A 17,739-nucleotide genomic window follows, 5' to 3' on the forward strand; every position below is an offset into this window, starting at 1 on the left:
GGTCAGGGCCGGTGGATAGCCAGGGTTCCAACGCCATCATCAGCCGGCTCCGCGTGGGTACGATTACCCACGTCCGGGTCTCCGGCGTCATCGACGAAACCTTTCCGCTGACGGCCAGCAGCCCCGAGCTCAACGGGTTGCTGGTGGTCGACCTGGGACGGGTGGAGCGCATCAGCTCCTTCGGCGTGCGCCGGTGGATTGAGTTCGCCGGCAAGCTGCCGGCCGGAGCGCTGGGGCTGTACGTCGTCCACGCGCCGCCCGTCATGGTGGACCAGCTCAACATGGTGGAGGGCTTCGCGGGCGTCGCGCGGGTGCTCTCCGTGCTGGCGCCCTATACCTGCCGCACCTGCAACGAGGACCGGCTGCGGGTCGTGAATCTGCAGGACGAGGCGAAGGTGCTCGAAGAAGAGCGCGCGCCCGAGCACAACTGCCCGGTGTGCTCCAACCCGCTGGAGTTCGCGGACCTGCCCGGCGAGTTCTTCGACTACGCCCGCCGCCAGCAGTTCGGCACCGTGGACCCGGTGGTGATGCGCTACCTGCGGGCGAGCATGCCCTCGGAGCAGCCGGACCTGGCGCAGCACCTGAAAATCGTCCAGGACGACATCACGTACATCACCCTGGCGAGCGCGCTGAAGGGCGACCTCAACGTGCGCCGGCTGGCGTCCGGCCTGGAGGGGCGCGTCGCCTTCGACTTCAGCCACGTCAGCAAGGTGGAGCCGGAGGCGCTGTCGAAGCTGGAGCAGGTGCTGGAGACGGCGGCCCAGGGCGCGCAGGTGGTGCTGTGCCGGCTGCCACCTCCGGCGCTGGCCGTGCTGGCGCGCTCGCAGCGGCAGCCTCCCGCGCGCATCGCCTCGCTGTGGCTGCCGTGCGAGTGCCGCAACTGCGGGCAGGTGAGCCACCAGCGCATCCTGGCCGCGGACTACCTGGCGCAGCTGCGGGCGCAGCAGGCCAACGTGGAGAGCACGTGCCCCATCTGCGGCGGCAGCGCCAAGGTGCCGCACATGCCGCAGCTGCAGGGGCTGCTGGCGCGCGTGCAGCTCACGGACCGGCCGCTGGAGGACATGGAGGCGCTGGAGCCGCGCGCCCTCAGTCAGTACCTCTTCGGCTCCACGAACGTGGACCCCCAGGCGAAGACGGGGAACTCCACCGACATCTCCAACTCGCTGGGCAGCACCAAGCTGAACATCATCCGGCGGCTGGGGCAGGGCGGTATGGCCGAAGTCTTCCTCGCCAAGCAGGTGGGCGTGAAGGGCTTCGAGAAGTTCGTGGTGATGAAGAAGATTCTCCCGCAGTTCGCGGAGAACCCCGAGTTCGTCGACATGCTCTTCGCGGAGGCCCGCGCCAACGCGCGGCTGACGCATCCGAACGTGGTGCAGACGTTCGACGTGGGCGTGTCCGACGGCGTGGCGTACATCCTGATGGAGTACGTGCGCGGCCCGGACCTCAAGAAGCTGGTCAACGAGCTGCGGCGCAAGGGGCTGGCGCTCCCGATGGAGCACGCGCTGCGCATCGTGGCGGAGGTGGCCGCGGGCCTGCACTACGCGCACGCGTACGTGGACCCGGCGGGTGTACCGCACCCGGTGGTGCACCGGGACGTGAGCCCCCACAACGTCCTCATCTCGCTGGACGGCGCCGTCAAGCTGAGCGACTTCGGCATCGCCAAGGTGGCGGGTGAGGAGCACACGCAGGCGGGCGTGCTGAAGGGGAAGATTTCGTACATCTCCCCGGAGGCAGCGTCCGGACGCGCGCTGGACGCGCGCAACGACGTGTTCGCGCTGGGCGTGGTGCTCTTCGAAATCCTCACGGGCCAGCTCCCGTTCAAGAGAGACCACGACGCGGCCACGCTCAACGCCATCGTCCGCGAGCCCGCGCCGGTGCCGTCGCAGCTCAAGCCGAACATCCCGCAGGACGTCTCCGACCTCATCCTCCGCGCGCTGGTGAAGGACCCGGCGCGGCGCACGCCGTCGGCCGCGGCGATGCGCGAGGAAATCGAGGCGGTGATGGCGCACCACCGGCTCAACTCGTCGCCGGCGGCGGTGGCTCAGTTCTTCAAGGACACGCTGGGAGACCGGCTGACGGAGTTCGCGCCGTCGACCACCGCCGGCACCGGCAGCCACCCGCGGCCCATGCCTACCGGCACGGGTAGCGGCAACGTGAATACGGGGGACATGGTCGCCCCGACGGACGGGCGCGCGGCGAACCGGGGGAGCGGCTCCCACCCGGCGAGCAGCGGCAGCGGCAGCGGCAGTGCGCCCCGGCCCACGGGAAGCGGCAGCGGCAGCGGCCCCCGGCCCGTGACTCCGCCTCCTGTTGCCCCGCCCACGCGTCCCACGGGGAGCGCGCCGCGCGTGGTGCCGCCGCCGCCTCCTCCTCCTCCCGTGACGCCTCCGCAGCCCCCGCTGCCCGAGCTTCCCGAGCTGGAGATGGAAGAGCGCACCGAGGTCGTCCCCCTGGCGAAGGGCCAGCCGCCGCCGAACATGGCCGCGATGGCGGCTCGTCCCGCCTCGCCGGTGCGGCCGTCGCAGCCGCAGCCGGCCATGCCTCTTCCGCAGCGTCCCTCCGCGTCCATGCAGGCCGTGGCCCCCGCGGCCCATGGTCCGCACGCGACAGGTGGGACCCAGACGCGGCAGCCCGCGCATCCGACGGGACAACACGCCCGGCCTCCCGCTGGCGCGCAGGGGGCTCCGACGGCTCCGGCCCGGCCGGCGCCGCACGGTGCGGCTCCGGCTCCGCGTCCCCCTCCGGAAGCCGCTGCACCCGAGGCCCCGAAGGGCGCACCCTGGAAGTGGATGGCGCTGGGCGTGGGCGGACTGATGGTGGTGGGCGCGGTGGCGCTGGTGATGATGCGGGGCTCGGGCTCCGGGTTCATCAACGTGGAGGAGGGCGAGCACGTCTACGTGGGCGGCCTTCGCCTGGAGCAGGACGCGACCCCGCTCGCGTCGCAGGGCCCGTTGCTCGTCTCCACCGCAGTGGGCGGGAAGCTGCGCCGCTTCGGGACGACGCTGCAGCACGAGGGCATCGACGTACGCACGCTGGCGGACGCCCAGCCCCAGCCCGGCACGCAGGGCCTGCTGAGCGTGACGGGTGCCTCCCAGGGCTGCCAGGTCCAGGTGGGCGGGTCGATGCTGCCGGGCATGACGCCGATGGTGAAGTCTCCGATTGAAGCGGGCCGCGAGCTGGAGGTGCTGGTGAGCTGCCCGGGCGGCGTGAGCAAGCTGTGGGTGATGGCCGTGCCGGGGCAGGAAATCGAAGTGAAGGCGCGGTAGGCGCACCAGTCAGCGGCGCGTCATACCTCCGGGCGCCGCACGCGCCCCTTGCTCCAAGACGAAGGGTGCGTAACGCATGAAGGGTTGGAGCCTCTTCCCCCACCTCGTGGTGCGCACCACGGGCTTCCCCTTCGATTGGCTGGAGCGCCTGGGGTGCCCGGAGTCCGCCGCGGGGGCTCGACGCCTGGCCGCTGCGCAGCGGGCGCTGGAGGCCCTGCGCGCCGAAGGCCCGCGCGTGAAGCGCCCACCGCGCGCGGTGCTCGCGGCGCTGAAGGCCGGGCGGCCCGTGGACACCGAGGGGCTGGAGTCGCCGGAAGTCTTCGCCGCGTGGAACGCGCGTGCCCTGGCGGCACGGGAGGCGGAGGACGCCTTCACCGAGGCGCTGGAGCGTGAGAGCGCGAGCGTGGAAGCGGCGATGGCCGCGCTGCGCCGCGAGCCGCGCTTCCTGGAGGCGGTGGCCAGCTCCAGTCCGCCCGTGGCGGGGGACCTGCTGAATGGCCGCGACGGTGCGCGGCTGCGGCGACAGGTGGCCAGCTACCTGCAGCGGCTGTGCGCGAAGAACGAGACGATGGGCTTCTTCGGCCCCATCAACTACGGCGGGGCGGACGCGGCGGCCCCCACGGGGGTGACGCTGCGCTGGTCCGGGCCGGAGGTCCTGGTGGGCCGCAACACCTTCGCGGCCTCGTGGCTGGTGCAGGGGCTGGTGCGGGCCATTGCCTTCGACCCGGAGGTCTCCGCGTGGCTGGTGCTGCGCCGCAAGGCCTTCGCGGAGGTGCCCGCGCGCAAGACGGTGCCCACGCCGGAGAGCGTGGAGGAACTGCTGCCCCGGCTGGTGGAGCTGGCGGACGGGACGCGCACGCTGGCGGGCCTGGCCTCGTCGCTGGGCGTGGCGCCGGGGCTGGCGCGCGAGGCGGCGCGGCTCGGCTGTGACAAGGGACTGCTCACGCACCAGCTCGAGGTCCCCGCCGCCGTGCACCACCCGGTGGACGACCTGGCCGAGCGTGTGGCGGGCCTGCCCTGTCCCGCGGCCCGGCGCCATGTGGCGTCGCTGAGCGAGCTGCTGGAGCTGATGGGCCGGTACGGCGCGGCGGACGCGGCGGGGAAGATGGCGCTGCAAGCGTCCTTCGCGGAGCGGGCCCGGGTGACCTGGGGCGTGGTGCCGCCGTCCGAGCGGGGCCCCGCGTCCGAGTCGCACAACTTCTACCAGGACCGGCTGCCGCTCCGGGAGGAGTGCGGCGGGGACCTGCGTGTGGAGGTCGGCGGCGAGCGTGCCCGCGAGCTGGCGACGCGGCTGGAGCCCGCGCTGGCGTGGATGGGTGAGGCGGCCCGGCGCACGCGCGAGGCGGCACGCGGCGCGGTGGCGGGGCTGGTGGGCGCGCGCACGGTGCCCTTCTGGAAGGTCGTGGCCGCGTACGCGGACCGGCCCGTGCCTTCGGACACGTCGATGGCGGACCTGCTCGCGGGAGCCATCTCCGACGCGTCCGTGCGGCACGTGGAGCTGGGAGGCGTGGCGGCGCCGTCGACGCCGGAGGATGCGCGGACGCTGCCGCTCGTCACGTCGGTGGATCTACTGGTCGGCGCACGAGACGTGGAGGCGTGGGGCCGGGGCGAGTACGAGCTGGTGATGGGCGACATCCACGACACCGCGCTGGTGTGGGGCTGGGCGCTCCAGTTCCACGAGGCCCGGGGGAAGGTGGAGAGCGGCATGGTGCGGGCACTGGGCGCACTGCGCCGGCCGATGCCGCTGCTGACGGTGCTGGCGTCGCGACGCACGGGGCTCTTGCCCTCGGAGTTTCCGGGCCCGGTGGTGGAATTGGGCGGCGTGAGCGCGCGGGCCTCGGCGTGGCGGATGCCGCTGGATGACCTGTTTGTGGAGAGCGACGGGAAGAGCGCGCGACTGGTGTCGAAGCGGCTGGGCTCAGAGGTCTGCCTCTACAACGGCGAGCTGGAGAGCCTGGTGCACACCGCCTTCGCCCTGCCGCGCATCCGCCCGCTGCGGGTGTCGCTGGGGGCGCATACGCCCCGGCTGACGCTCGGCGGGGTGGTGGTGCAGCGCGAGCAGTGGCGGCTGGGCGCGGAGGAGCGGGAGGCCCTGCTCGCGTGCAGGGACGACCGCGCGAGGCTGCGGGCGGCGGTGGGCGTATGGGAAGCGCGGGGGATGCCGGACTGCGTCTTCGCGAAGTTCAAGGACGAGCGGAAGCCCGTCCTGGTGGACGTGCGCAGCCCGCCGCTGCTGCGCGTCTTCCTCAACCTGCTGGAGCAGAAGGAAGAGGTCATCCTGTCGGAGATGCGGCCCGCGCCAGACCAGCTCTGGCTGCGAGGCCCCCAAGGCCGCCACACCGTGGAGCTGCGCTGCACGCTGCTGTGGGGCGCGCAGCCGCCGTCCGACGTGGAGGGAGGCGCTTGAAGCTGCTGGTGCTGCCACCGCACCGCGACGTGACGCTCGCTCCGGAAACTCCCGAGGGATGGCACGTCATGGACGTGGCCCGGGACTTCTGCCGCCGTGTCGTCTCCGATGCGGCCATGGCGGACGCCATCCAGGCTCGTGTGACGGCACCCGCGACGCCGCGGTCCATGCGGGAGCTGCTCCTGCTGCGCGCGGGTCAGGTGCTGTCGTTGCGTGAGCAGCGCTACGGCCACACCCGACTCCGGGCCCTGGGCGCGGTGCTCACGGCCCTCTCGGGGCCTCCGAGCGGCGTGCGCCTGCGGCTCGATGACCTGGAACTGGAAGAGGGCACCACCGAGCGGAGCGCGGACGTGCTGCGCACCGTGGGACAGCCCGCGCCCTACGCGGAGGACCTGGCCCGGGCCGCCGAGCGCTTCCCGCAGGCGGAGCGCGTGCGCCTCTGGCTGGAGCGGGACCAGCAATTGCCGGCGGCGGCGTGGCTCGCGCGGGCCTGTCCGCCGCAGGTGCCTCTCGAGGTCGCGGGGCCCTTCGCGGTGGCGCACCGGAAGGTGCTGGCGCGGATGCCCATGTTCCAGCGGGCGGAGTTCGTCGATGCCGCCGCGCCCCTGCGCTGGCGCGTGGCCCCGCTGGACGGTGAGCCGGGGCCAGGGTCACTCGTCTGGATTCCCGAGGCGCTCGACCTGCTGGTGTGCACATTCGCGCCCCCGCTCAACGCGTCCGATGCGCTGCTCTTCGACGCACCCGCGCCCAGGGACCTGGGGACACTGACGACGAAGCAGGTGCTCGGGGCCTGCACGCCAGGGGAATTGAAGGGCTTCACCGGCGGCGCTCCCTGGGGCGGACATGTGCTGGTTGCCTCGCTCCCGCACGCGGAGGCCCTCATCGAGAGCGGCTGCCGCGTCGCGGTGGTGGGGTTCTGTGCCGTGCGCGAAGGCTTCATGGTGGACCCGCTGGGCACCCGGATGAACGTGCAGGACCTGGCACGCTGCGCACGGCGACTGAGGGATGCGGGCGTGCGGCTCGTCGCGGAGTGGTGGGTGGGGGCTCCGGGAGTGGACGAGGCGGCGCTGGAGGAGACGCTCGCGGCGCTCGATGCGGAGCCGCTCTTCGACCACGTGGCCGGAGCGCGTCCCTTCCATTGGCCCCTGGAACACCGGGGCCTCGACCGTCCGTTCCAACGTCTCTCCGTGGAGCCGCAACGTCCTCCACCGGACCGGGACCTCGCCCGAAGCCAGCCCTTCGAGGCTCCGAACACGATTCCGACTGCACGGCTCCCCGAGGTGCTCGCGGCCCTGAGCACCCGCCTGATGCAGCGAGCCCCCCTGAACCCGGGGCGCGTCGCGGCCGCCTGCCTCCGTGGGCCCACGGCTCCGTCTCCCGTGAGGGAAGACGCCTCCGAGCGCGCGCCCATCCGCCTGGACGATGACTGCGCGCTCGTCCAACTGCCGGCATCCCTCGACGGTGCGCCGAAGCCCACGTGGTACGCGGCGAACCTGCGCACGGGCACGGTGCTCGCGATGGACGCGCGCCTCGCGCCGAAGCTCGCGGGCCTGGACCACCCGGTGCCCGCGGCCGACGCACTGGGCGCCGTCCCCGAGGCACAGCGGCGGAAGCTGGTGGACACGTTGGTGGGAAAGACAGTCCTGACGAGGGTGTACGAATGAGCGAGACCTGGACGCTGGGCGAGGTCTTCGTGCTGCGGCACGCGGGCTTCCCGTTCGACTGGCTGGAGTCGCTCGGGCTGTCGGCGGAGCTGGTGGCACAGACCTCCCAGCTCCTCGCGGACGAGGACGCACTGCTCGCGGCGGCACGGGCCGACGGCGGTGACGCCGATGCGCGTTCCCTCCAGGAGGCGCTCACCCAGGGCCGCGAGCCCGCGCTCAAGCCCCGCCATGGCTCCGCGCTCCGGGACGCGCTGTCCCGCTACCTCGCGAGCCGTCAGGCGCTCCAGACCCGCTACGCCGGGGAGCGCGCGACGCTGCGACGGCAGTTGCGTGAGCGGGCCGCGGACCCCGCCATCCAGGAGGCGGTGTTCCTCTCCAGCCCGGCCATGTTCGACAACGTCTGGGCGCGCTACCTGAAGGGCGGCGAGCGGCCGGACACCTCCGACGCGCGCCGGGTGGAGCGGCAGGTCTACACGTACCTCCAGCGCTTCTGCGCGAAGAACGAGACGACGAGCTTCTTCGGCCCCATCTCCTACGGCGAGCGCACCGCCGACGACGGCTACGACGTGCGTACGGTGCCCAGCGACAACACGCGCCGCCGCACGTTCTTCTCCTTCTGGGCGGTGACGGAGCTGGCTCGCGCCGTGGGACGCGAGCGCACGCTTCGCCCGCACCTGCCGCTGCGCCTCAACCCGCTCTTCACCGTGACGCCCGGCCGGGCCGCGTGTGCCCCGCTGAAGCTGGACGTGCCCCTGTCCCCCCAGGCGGAGCAGCTCCTGTCCGTGCTGCGCGAGCACCCCACGCCGGTGGAGGCGGCCCGGGTGCTCGGCGTCGCGACGGAGGACGTGGAGCGGCAGGCCCTGCCGCTGGTGAAGGCCGCGCTGCTCCTGTGGGGCCTGCCCTTCCGGCCGAACGACTTCGGCACCTTCGAGAGCCTGCGCGACTCCGTGGCGGCGCTGCCCGAGTCCGACGCACGGGCCCGCTGGCTGGAGCGGCTGGACACGCTCGCGCGCATGCGCGCCGACTTCGAGACGGCGGACCTCGCCCGCCGCCGTGAGCTGCTCCCGCGCCTGGAGGCCGCCTTCACCGAGGCCACCACCAAGCCCGCCAGGCGCGGCGAGGGCCAGGTGTACGCGGACCGGCTCATCATCTACGAGGAGGCCAGCTCCCCGTTCCGCCTGCGCTTCGGCGCGCGCTTCACCGAGCAACTGGAGGCGGCGCTCACGGGCGCGCTGGAGCTGTCGGCCGCGTACGGCGAGAAGGTGCAGCGCGGCTTCAAGGAGCAGGTGCGCGACGCGCTCGGCCCGGACGAGACGCCGGTGGACCTCCTCGAGTACGCGGTGCGGCTGCGCCCGGACAACGTGTCGGGGAGCCGCTTCTCACCGGTGCCCCCGGTGCTGCTGGAGGAAGACGGCGCCCGCACGCGCGCGCTGCCCACGGACTTCCTCGGCACCTCCACGCCGGGCGGACGCTACGCGCTGCCGGACGTGTGTCTCGCGGCGAAGCCGGACGGCGGTGGCTTCGAGGTCATGCTCGCGCGCGTCCACCACCACCTGCTGCTGTGGAGCTGGCTGAGCGCCTTCCAGCCGGCGCGCGAGCGGTACGCGTCGGTGGCCTCGCGCTGGCTGGACGCGGACCCGGCCGCGCGCGGGCTGGTGGGGCTCTCCATCCGCCGCCGCAACAAGGGCTTCTACGTCTTCCCGGGGCGGCGGCTGGTGTACTCGGTGTCGGACGTGCTGGACGTGGAGGACGGCGCGCTGACGCCGGCCGACGTGAAGGTGCTCCCCACGCCCCAGGGCCCGGTGCTGGTGGACGGGAAGGGCGAGCGGCTGAGCCTGTACCTGCCGCTGGACGACTTCTCCTCGTACCCGCCCTTCGCGGCGCTCGCGCACACCCAGGTGCTGCATGCGCCACTGCGCACGAAGGGCAGCCACCTGCCCCGGCTGAGCGTGGGCGGCGCGGTGTATCAGCGCGAGCGGTGGGACCTGTCCGCGGAGCGGCTGGCGAAGCCCGTGGGCTTCGAGATGTTCCTCGCCGTGCAGCGCGAGCGCCGGGCGGGCGGGTGGCCCCGCTTCGTCTTCATGCGCAGCTCGAAGGAGCGCAAGCCGTACCTCATCGACACCGCGAGCCCCTTCGCCCTGGATCTGCTCTCCCACCTCGCCCGCGAGGCGGAGCGGCTGTCCGTGGAGGAGATGTACCCCGCGCCCGAGCAGCTCTGGCTGAAGGACGCGCGAGGCCGCTACACGTGTGAGCTGCGGATGCAGTTCACCCGGTGGACGGGCGGGCCGGGGTGACGAAGCGGCAAAACGCGCCGGGCTCCCTTTGACATCCGGGGTGTATCAGCGGCCAGAATGCCCCCATGCCCGGGCCTGGCGGGGCTTTCCGCCCCTGCTGGGATGACGGGCCCTTTTTCTGGAGAGAGAGCCCATGGCTGGAGAGAACCAGGTCGTCCCCCCACCGAAGAAGCTGAAGAAGCCAGTGGCGGAGCTGCGCGCGGAGCTGCTCGTCGACAAGGACGTCATCGAGCAGGCCCGCATGTTGAAGGTCGACCTGGCCGAGTACGTGGAGAAGATCCTCGACTACGCCCAGAACCCCGAGAAGCCGCCCCAGCTCGTCATCACCCCGGACGAGGAGCTGAAGGCCCAGGACCCCAGCGTCCCCACCGTCGAGGAGCTCCAGACGCACCTGGAGAAGATCATCAACGGCGAGGTGATGATCAGCCGCGCGCAGCAGCTGGACGGCTTCAACGACAAGGACGCGGACGCCCGCTACAAGACGGCGCTCGCCTCCGACGCCGCCCAGAAGGGTGCGCCCGAGGCTCGCAAGGGCGCGTCGCCCACGGCCCTCCAGGCTGATCCGAAGAAGCCGTCCACCCCGAAGAACTGAGTCACCCTCCGGGGCCGGGTAATTTCCCCGGAATTTCACGCCCAGTTGAACGCCAACCCCCTGGATTTTCAGGGGTTCCACTCGGGCAGACAGTTTTTTCGGGTAACACGGAAACAATCAGGCCGAGTTCCCGACAATCATTTCAACAGGAACACTTGATGGCCGCACGGCGGCCACTACCAAAAGGACTCGACCATGGGTGGAATTGGCAAGGCTCTCGGCAAGGTGATGGACATCGTCAAGCCGTTCGTGTCGATGGTCAACCCGCTCCTGGGCGCGGCCATGGGCTTCGCCAGCGGCCTGATGCAGGGCAAGAACCCCCTGCAGTCGCTGATCGGCGCGGCCACCGACCTCATCCCCGGCGGGATGGGCGGCGTCATGGGCAACGTCCTAGGGAAGTTTGGCGGGAAGGCGCTCATGGACGGCATGGGCGGCAACAGCCTGCTGAGCGGCGCGCTGAACCTGGCGACCGGCAAGAGCAAGGTCACCGACATCGTTGGCGACTTCCTCAAGAGCAGCGCCACGAAGGCCTTCACGGCCCAGGGCATGGGCAACACGGCCGAGCTGGCCGCCCAGCGCATGTCCCAGTTCCTGACCCAGTAATCGATGACCCCCATCCCCTACGTTCCGGAGCTGCACTTCGAGCAGATCAAGGGCTGGCTGCAGCTCTGGAACGAGTCGATGACACACGACGCCCTGCCGCAGACCGGGTACATCATCCCGGGCCGTGCGGCGGGGTTTCTGTATCGTACGGACAGCTCGGTGGCGCTCATCGAGAACCTCGTCGCCGCGCCGGGAATGTCGCGCGAGGAGCGCTCCACGTACGTCGATGCCATCGTCGCCGCCATCTGCGCGGAGGCCGGAAGGCTCGGCTTCAAGATCCTCCTCGGCTACACGCAGCTGGACGCGGTGGTGAAGCGCGCGGAGCGCTTCGGCTTCGCGCACATCGGTAGCAACTTCCACCTGGTGGCCCTGCCGCTCAACATGGCCAAGGACACCGGGACTTGAAGAGCGCTGTGCGACCGCGCGCCGACCTCGTGATTCTCGGAGCTGGCGTCGTCGGTCTTTCGGCCGCGCGCCGGCTCGTTTCGCTTGGAGCCTCCGTCACCGTGCTGGACGCCGTGGACCCTGGAGGCCGGGGCTCGCGTGCCGCCGCCGGTGTCGCCATCCCCTCGGTGCGGCTGTTCGACGACCTGGACCTGCTCACCTTCGCGCGCGCGGGCCGGGCCGCCCTGGCCAGGGACCTCGAGTCACTTCCCGGAGGTGACCGGCTCCGGCGCGGGCAGGGCATCCTGCGCGTCATGCCGGACGCGAAGGCTCGGGACTCGCTCGTGGAGAAGGCCGCGAAGGACGCGGAGGGGCCGGGCCTCTGGGTGGACGCGGCGAAGCTCGTGGAGCTGGAGCCCGCGCTGGAAGGCACGCCCCTCTTCGGCGCCTTCGACAGCACGCATGGCCACATGGTGGACACGGACGGCTACGTCAACGCGCTCCGGGACGCCGCCATCCGCGAGGGCGTGCGTGTGCGGACGGGCACCGCCGCGCGCTCCATCACCGAGACTTCCGACGGCGTCGAGGTCCACCTGGAGGGCGAGACGCTCCGCGCGGATCAGCTCCTCGTCAGCGCGGGGCCGTGGTCGGCGGGCGTGGCGGGACTGCCCGCCCTGCCGCTGAAGCCGGTGCGCGGGCAGATGCTGGTGGTGCACCAGCCGGGGCTCCAGCTCACGCGGGTGGTCTCCGGCCCCTCGTACCTGGCGCCCTGGCGCGAGGGAGAAATCGTCGTCGGCGCCACGGAGGAGGACGCGGGCTTCGTGGAGCAGGTGACGCCCGCGGGCCTGCTGCACCTGAGCGCCACGGTGGCGAAGCTCGCGCCACGCCTGCGGGACGCCCGCTTCGTCCGCGCCTGGGCGGGGCTGCGCGCGGTGACGCCGGACGGTCGCCCGTACATCGGCCGCTACCCCGGCACCCGGCACACCTACGTCGCCACCGGGCTGGGAGGGCAGGGCATCCTCACCGGCGCCTTCACCGGTGCGTCTATCGTGGAACTCATGGAGCACGGCCGCTGTGACGCGGTGGCCCCGTTCGACCCGGCTCGCGCCATCGCCGCGAGGCCTTGACTCCAGGGCCCGCGGGCCTCAGTACAGCTGCACCGCGTCGAACGGGCGGTTGAGCTTCGTCCTCGCTCGGGGCAGCGCGGCCTGCACCGCCTTCGCGTCCCCGCTCGTGAGCGCCTCCACGAGCACCGCCGTCTCCTTGGGCCAGGTGGTGCTCGCCTGGGCGCAGCGCAGGGCCTCCGTCCAGTCGGTGTGGCCGCCGGCCACCGCGAGGCCCGCGAGGCTCTGCGCCACCTTCAACGGGTCTCCCACGGCGCGAGCGTGCTCCTCCGCGCGGGCGAACCACTCCACGGCGACGGCGGGCTGCTGCTCGTCCAGGAACAGCCGCCCCAGCTCCGCGGCGATGACCTGCCGGTGGAAGGAGTCCCCCAGCTCGTCCGCGTTGGCGTACGCCTCGGTGAAGTGGGCCACGGCGGCGTCGCGCTCGCCCGCGCCCAGCTCCAGCCCGGCCAGACGGTAGCGGTGGTGCTTGGCGAAGTTGGCGCCCCAGCGCTCGCTGATCTTCTCGAAGCGCCGCCACGTGGCGATGGCGTCTCCCCACTGCCGCGCCGTCTCCTGCAGGTAGCTGGCGTTGGAGATGAGGTTGATTTTCAGGTGTGTGGCGCTGGCGTCGTGCAGGTCGCCCACGCAGCGCATGGCGAGCTTCTCCTCCGCCACCGCCTTGTCCAGCTTGCGCTCCTGGAACCAGGTGAGCGCGCACACGTTGCGCAGCCAGCCCTCCTGCAGCGCGCGGTCCGGCGCGGTGCTCCGCTCCAGCGCGGCCAGGCCCGCCTCCACCTCGGTGCGTGCATTCGGAAGCTGCCCGAAGCGCTTGGTGAGAGTGAGCGCGCGGAACATGTGCAGCCGCGCCACCAGCTCTTGCGGAATGCGGCACGTCAGCCCGCGGCCGAAGGCCTCCATCGCCGCGTCGTGCGAGCCGGTGAACACGTGCACCACGCCCATGCAGCGCAAGAGCAGCGCGCGCAATTCCTCCACGTCGCCCAGGCTGCTCCGGTCAATCTCGATGGCTGGCGTGGTGAAGCCCGTGTCCAGCGAGTCCCACGCGTCGGCGACGCGGGCGGGCAGCGTCGCGTCCGGGCCGTCGTCCAGCAGCGCCAGCCCCTGCTCCGCGGCCAGCATCGCGCCTTCGTAGTTGGTGGTGAAGAAGCAGGCGCGGATGGCGAGGATGGCCGCGGCCACGCGGACCTCGCGCGCCTGCGTGCCATCCACCGCGAGCTGGAGGTAGCGCCCCTCCAGGTCCACCGCGGGCTCCAGCGCACGCGAGGACACCAGCCCCGGCCCCGTGGCACGTGGGGCGCGCATGCGATCACACAGCGCATCCAGGTAGGCCTGGCGCCGGGACTCGAAGCCCACCGCGCCGTGCGGCCGGCGCACGCTCCACCCGGTGAGCAGCAGCGTCCCGTCCAGTCCCTCCAGGCGGCTCCACTCGGCGGCGCGCATCACCGCGCGCAGGCTGACCAGGTCGCACTCGCCCGCGCCGTGCAGCACCAGCGGGCGGCCGCTCGCGCGAAGCGTCTCGACGATGGCCTTCGCCGCCACGTTGAGCACCCAGAACATCTGCTCGGACTCGCGGTGCAGCCGGCGCTCGGAGGGCGTCAGCGCCAGGTCGCTCAAGTCGGGCACGCCGAGGATGGAGCCGGGGAAGAGTCGGTTCCACTCCGACGGGTGCGCCCGTGCGAGGGCGCCCACCACATCCGGCGCGGCGCCCTCACAGGCGCGCAACACCTTCCGCAGCCCACCGAAGGCGACGGGTAGGGCCACGCCCGCGTCGACCTCCAACGCCCGCGAGGGAAGGACGGAGGGAACACCGCCCGCGACGGAGACCGCCAGCGCGCTCGTCCTCATGGGCAATGCCCTACTTCAGCGGCGGGGTGGACAGCGGGAGCATTCGGTGTGGAAGCGACGGGGGGACAGCTCACGGTCGGCTCCTCGGAGGGGAACTCCATCCTCACATCGTCCGAGAAACCGAGCAATCCACCCCACAACAGAAATCCCACCCCCCTGTACGAGGGCGTCCAACGGTTGACGGCCGGCTCACGCGGGCTGCTTCGACGCCTCGGGCACGCCCTTGCTGTAGTGGAGGATGAGCCGGGGAATCCACCCGTCGAGGTTGCGGGCTCGACGCAGTGCGGTGAGGTCCATCTCCCGGTACGGAACGCCCCGAGCGCCGCGGCCGTAGTAGTGGATGACCCAGGCATGGTCGACGAGCCACTCCACCTGGTCCTCGGAGAGCTTGAGCTCGCCCTCGAAGCCCGTCTCTGACGCCCAGTTGAGGAGGCCGGTGAACAACTGGTCCACGCGGAAGCGGCGCGAGTCGATGACGCGGTTGGCGATGTTCTGGTCCGTCCAGTGGTCCCACTGCGCGTCGGGGACGGCTTTCATCGCGGTGAGCCAGGCCTCGGCGAACGGGTCTCCCGGCGGGCTGGCACAGACGCCGGCGCAGCGGCGGTGCGAGTCCCAGCACTCCTCACCGATGGTGAAGCGCTCCACCGCTGGCAGCGTGCGCAGGGTGAGCGTGTCGAAGGAGTCCAGGTACCAACCGCCATGCTGGTGCAGCGCGAGGGCGCGCATGCGGCGCGCGGCCACGTCCATCCGTGTCGTCTGCAGCGCGCCGAAGTACTGCGTCAGGTCCTCGAAGTGGACCTTGGGCAACAGCGGCTGGTAGCGGGGGATGCTCTCCGGGTTGCAGTAGACGCGGACGACGGCGCTCTTGTTGTGGGCAATGGCCGAGCGCACGGCGGCGACCAGGCTGGGACGGACGATGTGGTCGTGGAAGATGAAGGTGAGGGCGGGAGTCATGGCGGGCCTCAGGGCGCTCCCGCGGCGAGCGGGCGCGATTCAGCGGGGAGGGCGGCGTTACGGAGGGTGGAGAAGGCGTCGTCCCCCATGAGCGCGCGGATGGCGTCGGTGGGGTGCGCATGCCAGAAGCGGTGGTGGACGCGCTTCGGGTCGATGTTGGCGTCGTGCACGCAGGCGACGAAGAAGGACGGGTCGTCCAGCACGAGGAGCTTCCGGGACGGGTCGCTCCAGAGGAAGCGCGCGTCCTCGCCGACGTTGATGTCGGGGAACGGATTGCGGCGCCAGGAGTCCCGCGTGTAGCAGAGCGTGTTGCCGGACACCCAGGGGCGCTGACCGGCGGGGTACACGTACTGCCAGGAGCGGCCTGTCGTGGGCTGGTGGTAGTAGACGCGGGTGAGCCCGCAGGCGCTCGCGCTCGCCCGGAGCAGGGACGACACCTGGTAGGTGAGGCGCGTCGGCGCGGACCAGTCGTCGTCATCCCAGTGGACGATGACGTCGCCGCGCGCCGCCTGGCAGGCGAGGTTGCGCTTGGCGCCCAGCGAGTGGCGGCGGTCCAGTCGCACGTAGCGGATGCGCGAATCGTCGGGCAGCAGGTCGCCGACGGGCTCGGTGCCGTCGTCCACGACGATGAGCTCCCGGTGCTCCCAGTCCTGCGCGAGGAACCAGCGCACGGCGAGCGGCACGAAGCGGCGCCGGTTGAACGTGGGCATGATGCAGGAGACCTGCGTGCCCTCCTTCCCTGGCGGCGGTGTGACGCGAGCGCGGGCCGGGACGGTGGGCGTCGGGTCCGTCCTCGCGTCGGTGCGGACGCTCATGGTGGCCACGCTGGTGCCCGACGGTGGCGGAGTCGGTGGCTCCGCGACAGGCATTGCGGAGACTCCACTTGGAACCGTGTCGCCCTCCGAAGGTGGCTCAGCGACAGGTGTTGCGAAGCCTCTGCTCGCGACAGTCCCGTCACCCGACGGTGCCGCCACGGCTTCTCCGGTGGGCCGAGCGGCAACCGCATCCATCGCGGCTTCACCGTCCTGCGCGGCTCGAGGCGCAGCCCCCGCATCCGCTCGCACCGCCGTGGCCAGCTTCTCCAGCACGACGAGGGAGCCCGCCATGTGCACGCGCCGGAACCTGCCGCCGCGCAGCAACTCCTGCACGAAGCGCTTCACGCCCGGGAAGTAGTCCGCGCAGTCGTGGAAGGCGGCGAGCCCGCCGGTGACGAGCGACGGCTCCAGGTGGTGGAAGTCGGCGGAGACGCTGGAGTAGTCATGCAGCCCGTCCACGAGCAGGAAGCCGATGGGCCCGCTCCACGGCACGGAGGGCGCGCTCCCGAAGTGGACGCGGACGCGCGACGCGAGCCCGGACTGCTGCAGCGTCCGCTGGAGCTTGTCGCGCGTCGGGCCCACGTGCTGGAGCCCCCCGTCGAGAGAGCCCACCACGCCGTCCCCCGGGTCGATGGCGTGGATGGGGGCGGGCGAGTTCAGCACCTCGGCCACACGGCCCAGGACGACGGTGGCCTTCCCGCAGAAGCTGCCCACCTCCACCACCGCGTAGGGCTCCGGCTGCGACGACAACGCGCGGAACGACGCGGCGATGAGCAGGTCCGCCTCTTCGTCGGACAGCCAGCCCTCCACCTTGCGCATCTCCGCCAGGATGGGCCAGGTGAGCAGCAGCTTCGGCGCGTCTTCGTCACCATTCGCGGCGGTGTCGGCCAGCGAGGACTCCACCGCCTGCGACTCCAGGGGGGCCATGCTCCTCGCCACCGGCGATGTGCCCTCGTAGTCCAGGTACCGCGAGCGCACGTGGGCGCGCAGTGGGTCATCGAAGCGGCGGGGGATGGGGTGCGCCCAGAAGCCGCCCGGGTGGGCCATGGTCGCATCGAGCTGCGCGGGCGTGTACCGCACGCGGTAGCGCACGAGCTCGTAGTTGCACGGGCTGGTGAGCAGCTTGTAGCCCATGAGCGCGACGAGGGTGGGGAAGAGCACCTCCTCCGTGGCCCAGATGCGCGAGCGCCGGAGGATGTCATGCAACTGCGAGTCTCCGTCCCACAGCTTCACCAAATCTCTCGCGGCGTCCGCGGTGAAGACGGTGGAGGGCCAGAAGGTCCAGTGGACGAACTGGGACTCGCCCTGGGGGAACTTGCGCAGGAAGGGCCGCCACAGGTCCAGCTCGCGGCGGGCGTTGACGGCGGGGGCGGCGCGGTTGCTCGGGCTGCGGGGCGTCTGCACGTTGCCCAGCAGGCCCGCGCCGGGGTTCGCCTTGAGGAAGTCACCGAGGAACGCGGAGTAGCCCGGCCGCAGCCCGAGCTGGTCCGAGTCGACGATGGTCATCGCGTCGAAGGGCTCATTCGCCAGCGCGTAGCGGAAGCAGTCGAGCGCGAAGTCGTGCAGCCAGCCCCACTTCATCGGCTTCGGGGTGGGGTGGACGACGGCGTTGTACTTCTCGAACGCGAAGCCCTGGAGCAGGTCCGTGTCGCGGCCGCCGTTGTAGAGCAGGATGCGCGAGTCCGGGTCCAGGTGGTGCAGGTTGCGCACCAGGTCGATGACGCAATCCCGGTTCTCGTGGACGAGACAGGCGAAGGTATGGCGTAGAGAAGTCATGGCTGGATTCCGGGC

11 protein-coding genes are annotated in these 17,739 nt (G+C 71.8%); 8 read left to right on the forward strand and 3 right to left on the reverse strand.

Features of this window, described 5'->3' with window-relative positions; genetic code table 11:
* The first annotated feature begins 11 nt into the window (after positions 1–11).
* From OV427_RS40345 to OV427_RS40380, 8 genes are all read left to right on the forward strand, one after another.
* Positions 12–3,266, forward strand: a complete 3,255-nt coding sequence (locus OV427_RS40345) for a serine/threonine-protein kinase (protein WP_267861548.1) — start codon at positions 12–14, stop codon at positions 3,264–3,266.
* 76 nt (positions 3,267–3,342) lie between these two features.
* Positions 3,343–5,673 (forward strand): lantibiotic dehydratase, encoded by a 2,331-nt coding sequence (locus OV427_RS40350; protein WP_267861549.1) that lies wholly within the window; start codon positions 3,343–3,345, stop codon positions 5,671–5,673.
* Positions 5,670–7,337 carry a hypothetical protein gene (locus tag OV427_RS40355; protein ID WP_267861550.1) on the forward strand — a complete coding sequence of 556 codons (1,668 nt, stop codon included), beginning with the start codon at positions 5,670–5,672 and terminating at the stop codon, positions 7,335–7,337. The genes OV427_RS40350 and OV427_RS40355 overlap by 4 nt, the downstream gene beginning before the upstream one ends.
* On the forward strand, positions 7,334–9,631 hold the full coding sequence (locus OV427_RS40360; protein ID WP_267861551.1) for a lantibiotic dehydratase: 2,298 nt from the start codon (positions 7,334–7,336) through the stop codon (positions 9,629–9,631). Before OV427_RS40355 ends, OV427_RS40360 begins: the two co-directional genes overlap by 4 nt.
* Positions 9,632–9,764: 133 nt before the next feature.
* The gene (locus tag OV427_RS40365) at positions 9,765–10,223 is read left to right on the forward strand and encodes a hypothetical protein (protein ID WP_267861552.1); all 459 of its coding nucleotides are present in this window, start codon (positions 9,765–9,767) and stop codon (positions 10,221–10,223) included.
* Positions 10,224–10,418: 195 nt separating this feature from the next.
* A complete protein-coding gene (locus OV427_RS40370) occupies positions 10,419–10,826 on the forward strand; it encodes a hypothetical protein (RefSeq protein ID WP_267861553.1) in 408 nt (135 codons plus the stop codon).
* A gap of 3 nt (positions 10,827–10,829) precedes the next feature.
* Positions 10,830–11,231: a hypothetical protein gene (locus OV427_RS40375; protein ID WP_267861554.1), complete on the forward strand. Its 402-nt coding sequence runs from the start codon at positions 10,830–10,832 to the stop codon at positions 11,229–11,231.
* The gene (locus OV427_RS40380) at positions 11,228–12,337 is read left to right on the forward strand and encodes an NAD(P)/FAD-dependent oxidoreductase (RefSeq protein WP_267861555.1); all 1,110 of its coding nucleotides are present in this window, start codon (positions 11,228–11,230) and stop codon (positions 12,335–12,337) included. The genes OV427_RS40375 and OV427_RS40380 overlap by 4 nt, the downstream gene beginning before the upstream one ends.
* A gap of 18 nt (positions 12,338–12,355) precedes the next feature.
* On the opposite strand, the gene OV427_RS40385 is transcribed toward OV427_RS40380, so the two are convergent.
* The 3 genes from OV427_RS40385 to OV427_RS40395 form a co-directional block, all read right to left on the reverse strand.
* On the reverse strand, positions 12,356–14,179 hold the full coding sequence (locus OV427_RS40385) for a tetratricopeptide repeat protein (protein WP_267861556.1): 1,824 nt from the start codon (positions 14,177–14,179) through the stop codon (positions 12,356–12,358).
* A gap of 189 nt (positions 14,180–14,368) precedes the next feature.
* Positions 14,369–15,133 carry a hypothetical protein gene (locus tag OV427_RS40390; protein WP_267861557.1) on the reverse strand — a complete coding sequence of 255 codons (765 nt, stop codon included), beginning with the start codon at positions 15,131–15,133 and terminating at the stop codon, positions 14,369–14,371.
* 8 nt (positions 15,134–15,141) lie between these two features.
* Entirely contained in the window at positions 15,142–17,724 is a 2,583-nt protein-coding gene (locus OV427_RS40395) for a glycosyltransferase (RefSeq protein WP_267861558.1), read from the reverse strand.
* Positions 17,725–17,739: the final 15 nt, after the last annotated feature.

Source organism: Pyxidicoccus sp. MSG2 (assembly GCF_026626705.1).
Lineage (GTDB): Bacteria > Myxococcota > Myxococcia > Myxococcales > Myxococcaceae > Myxococcus.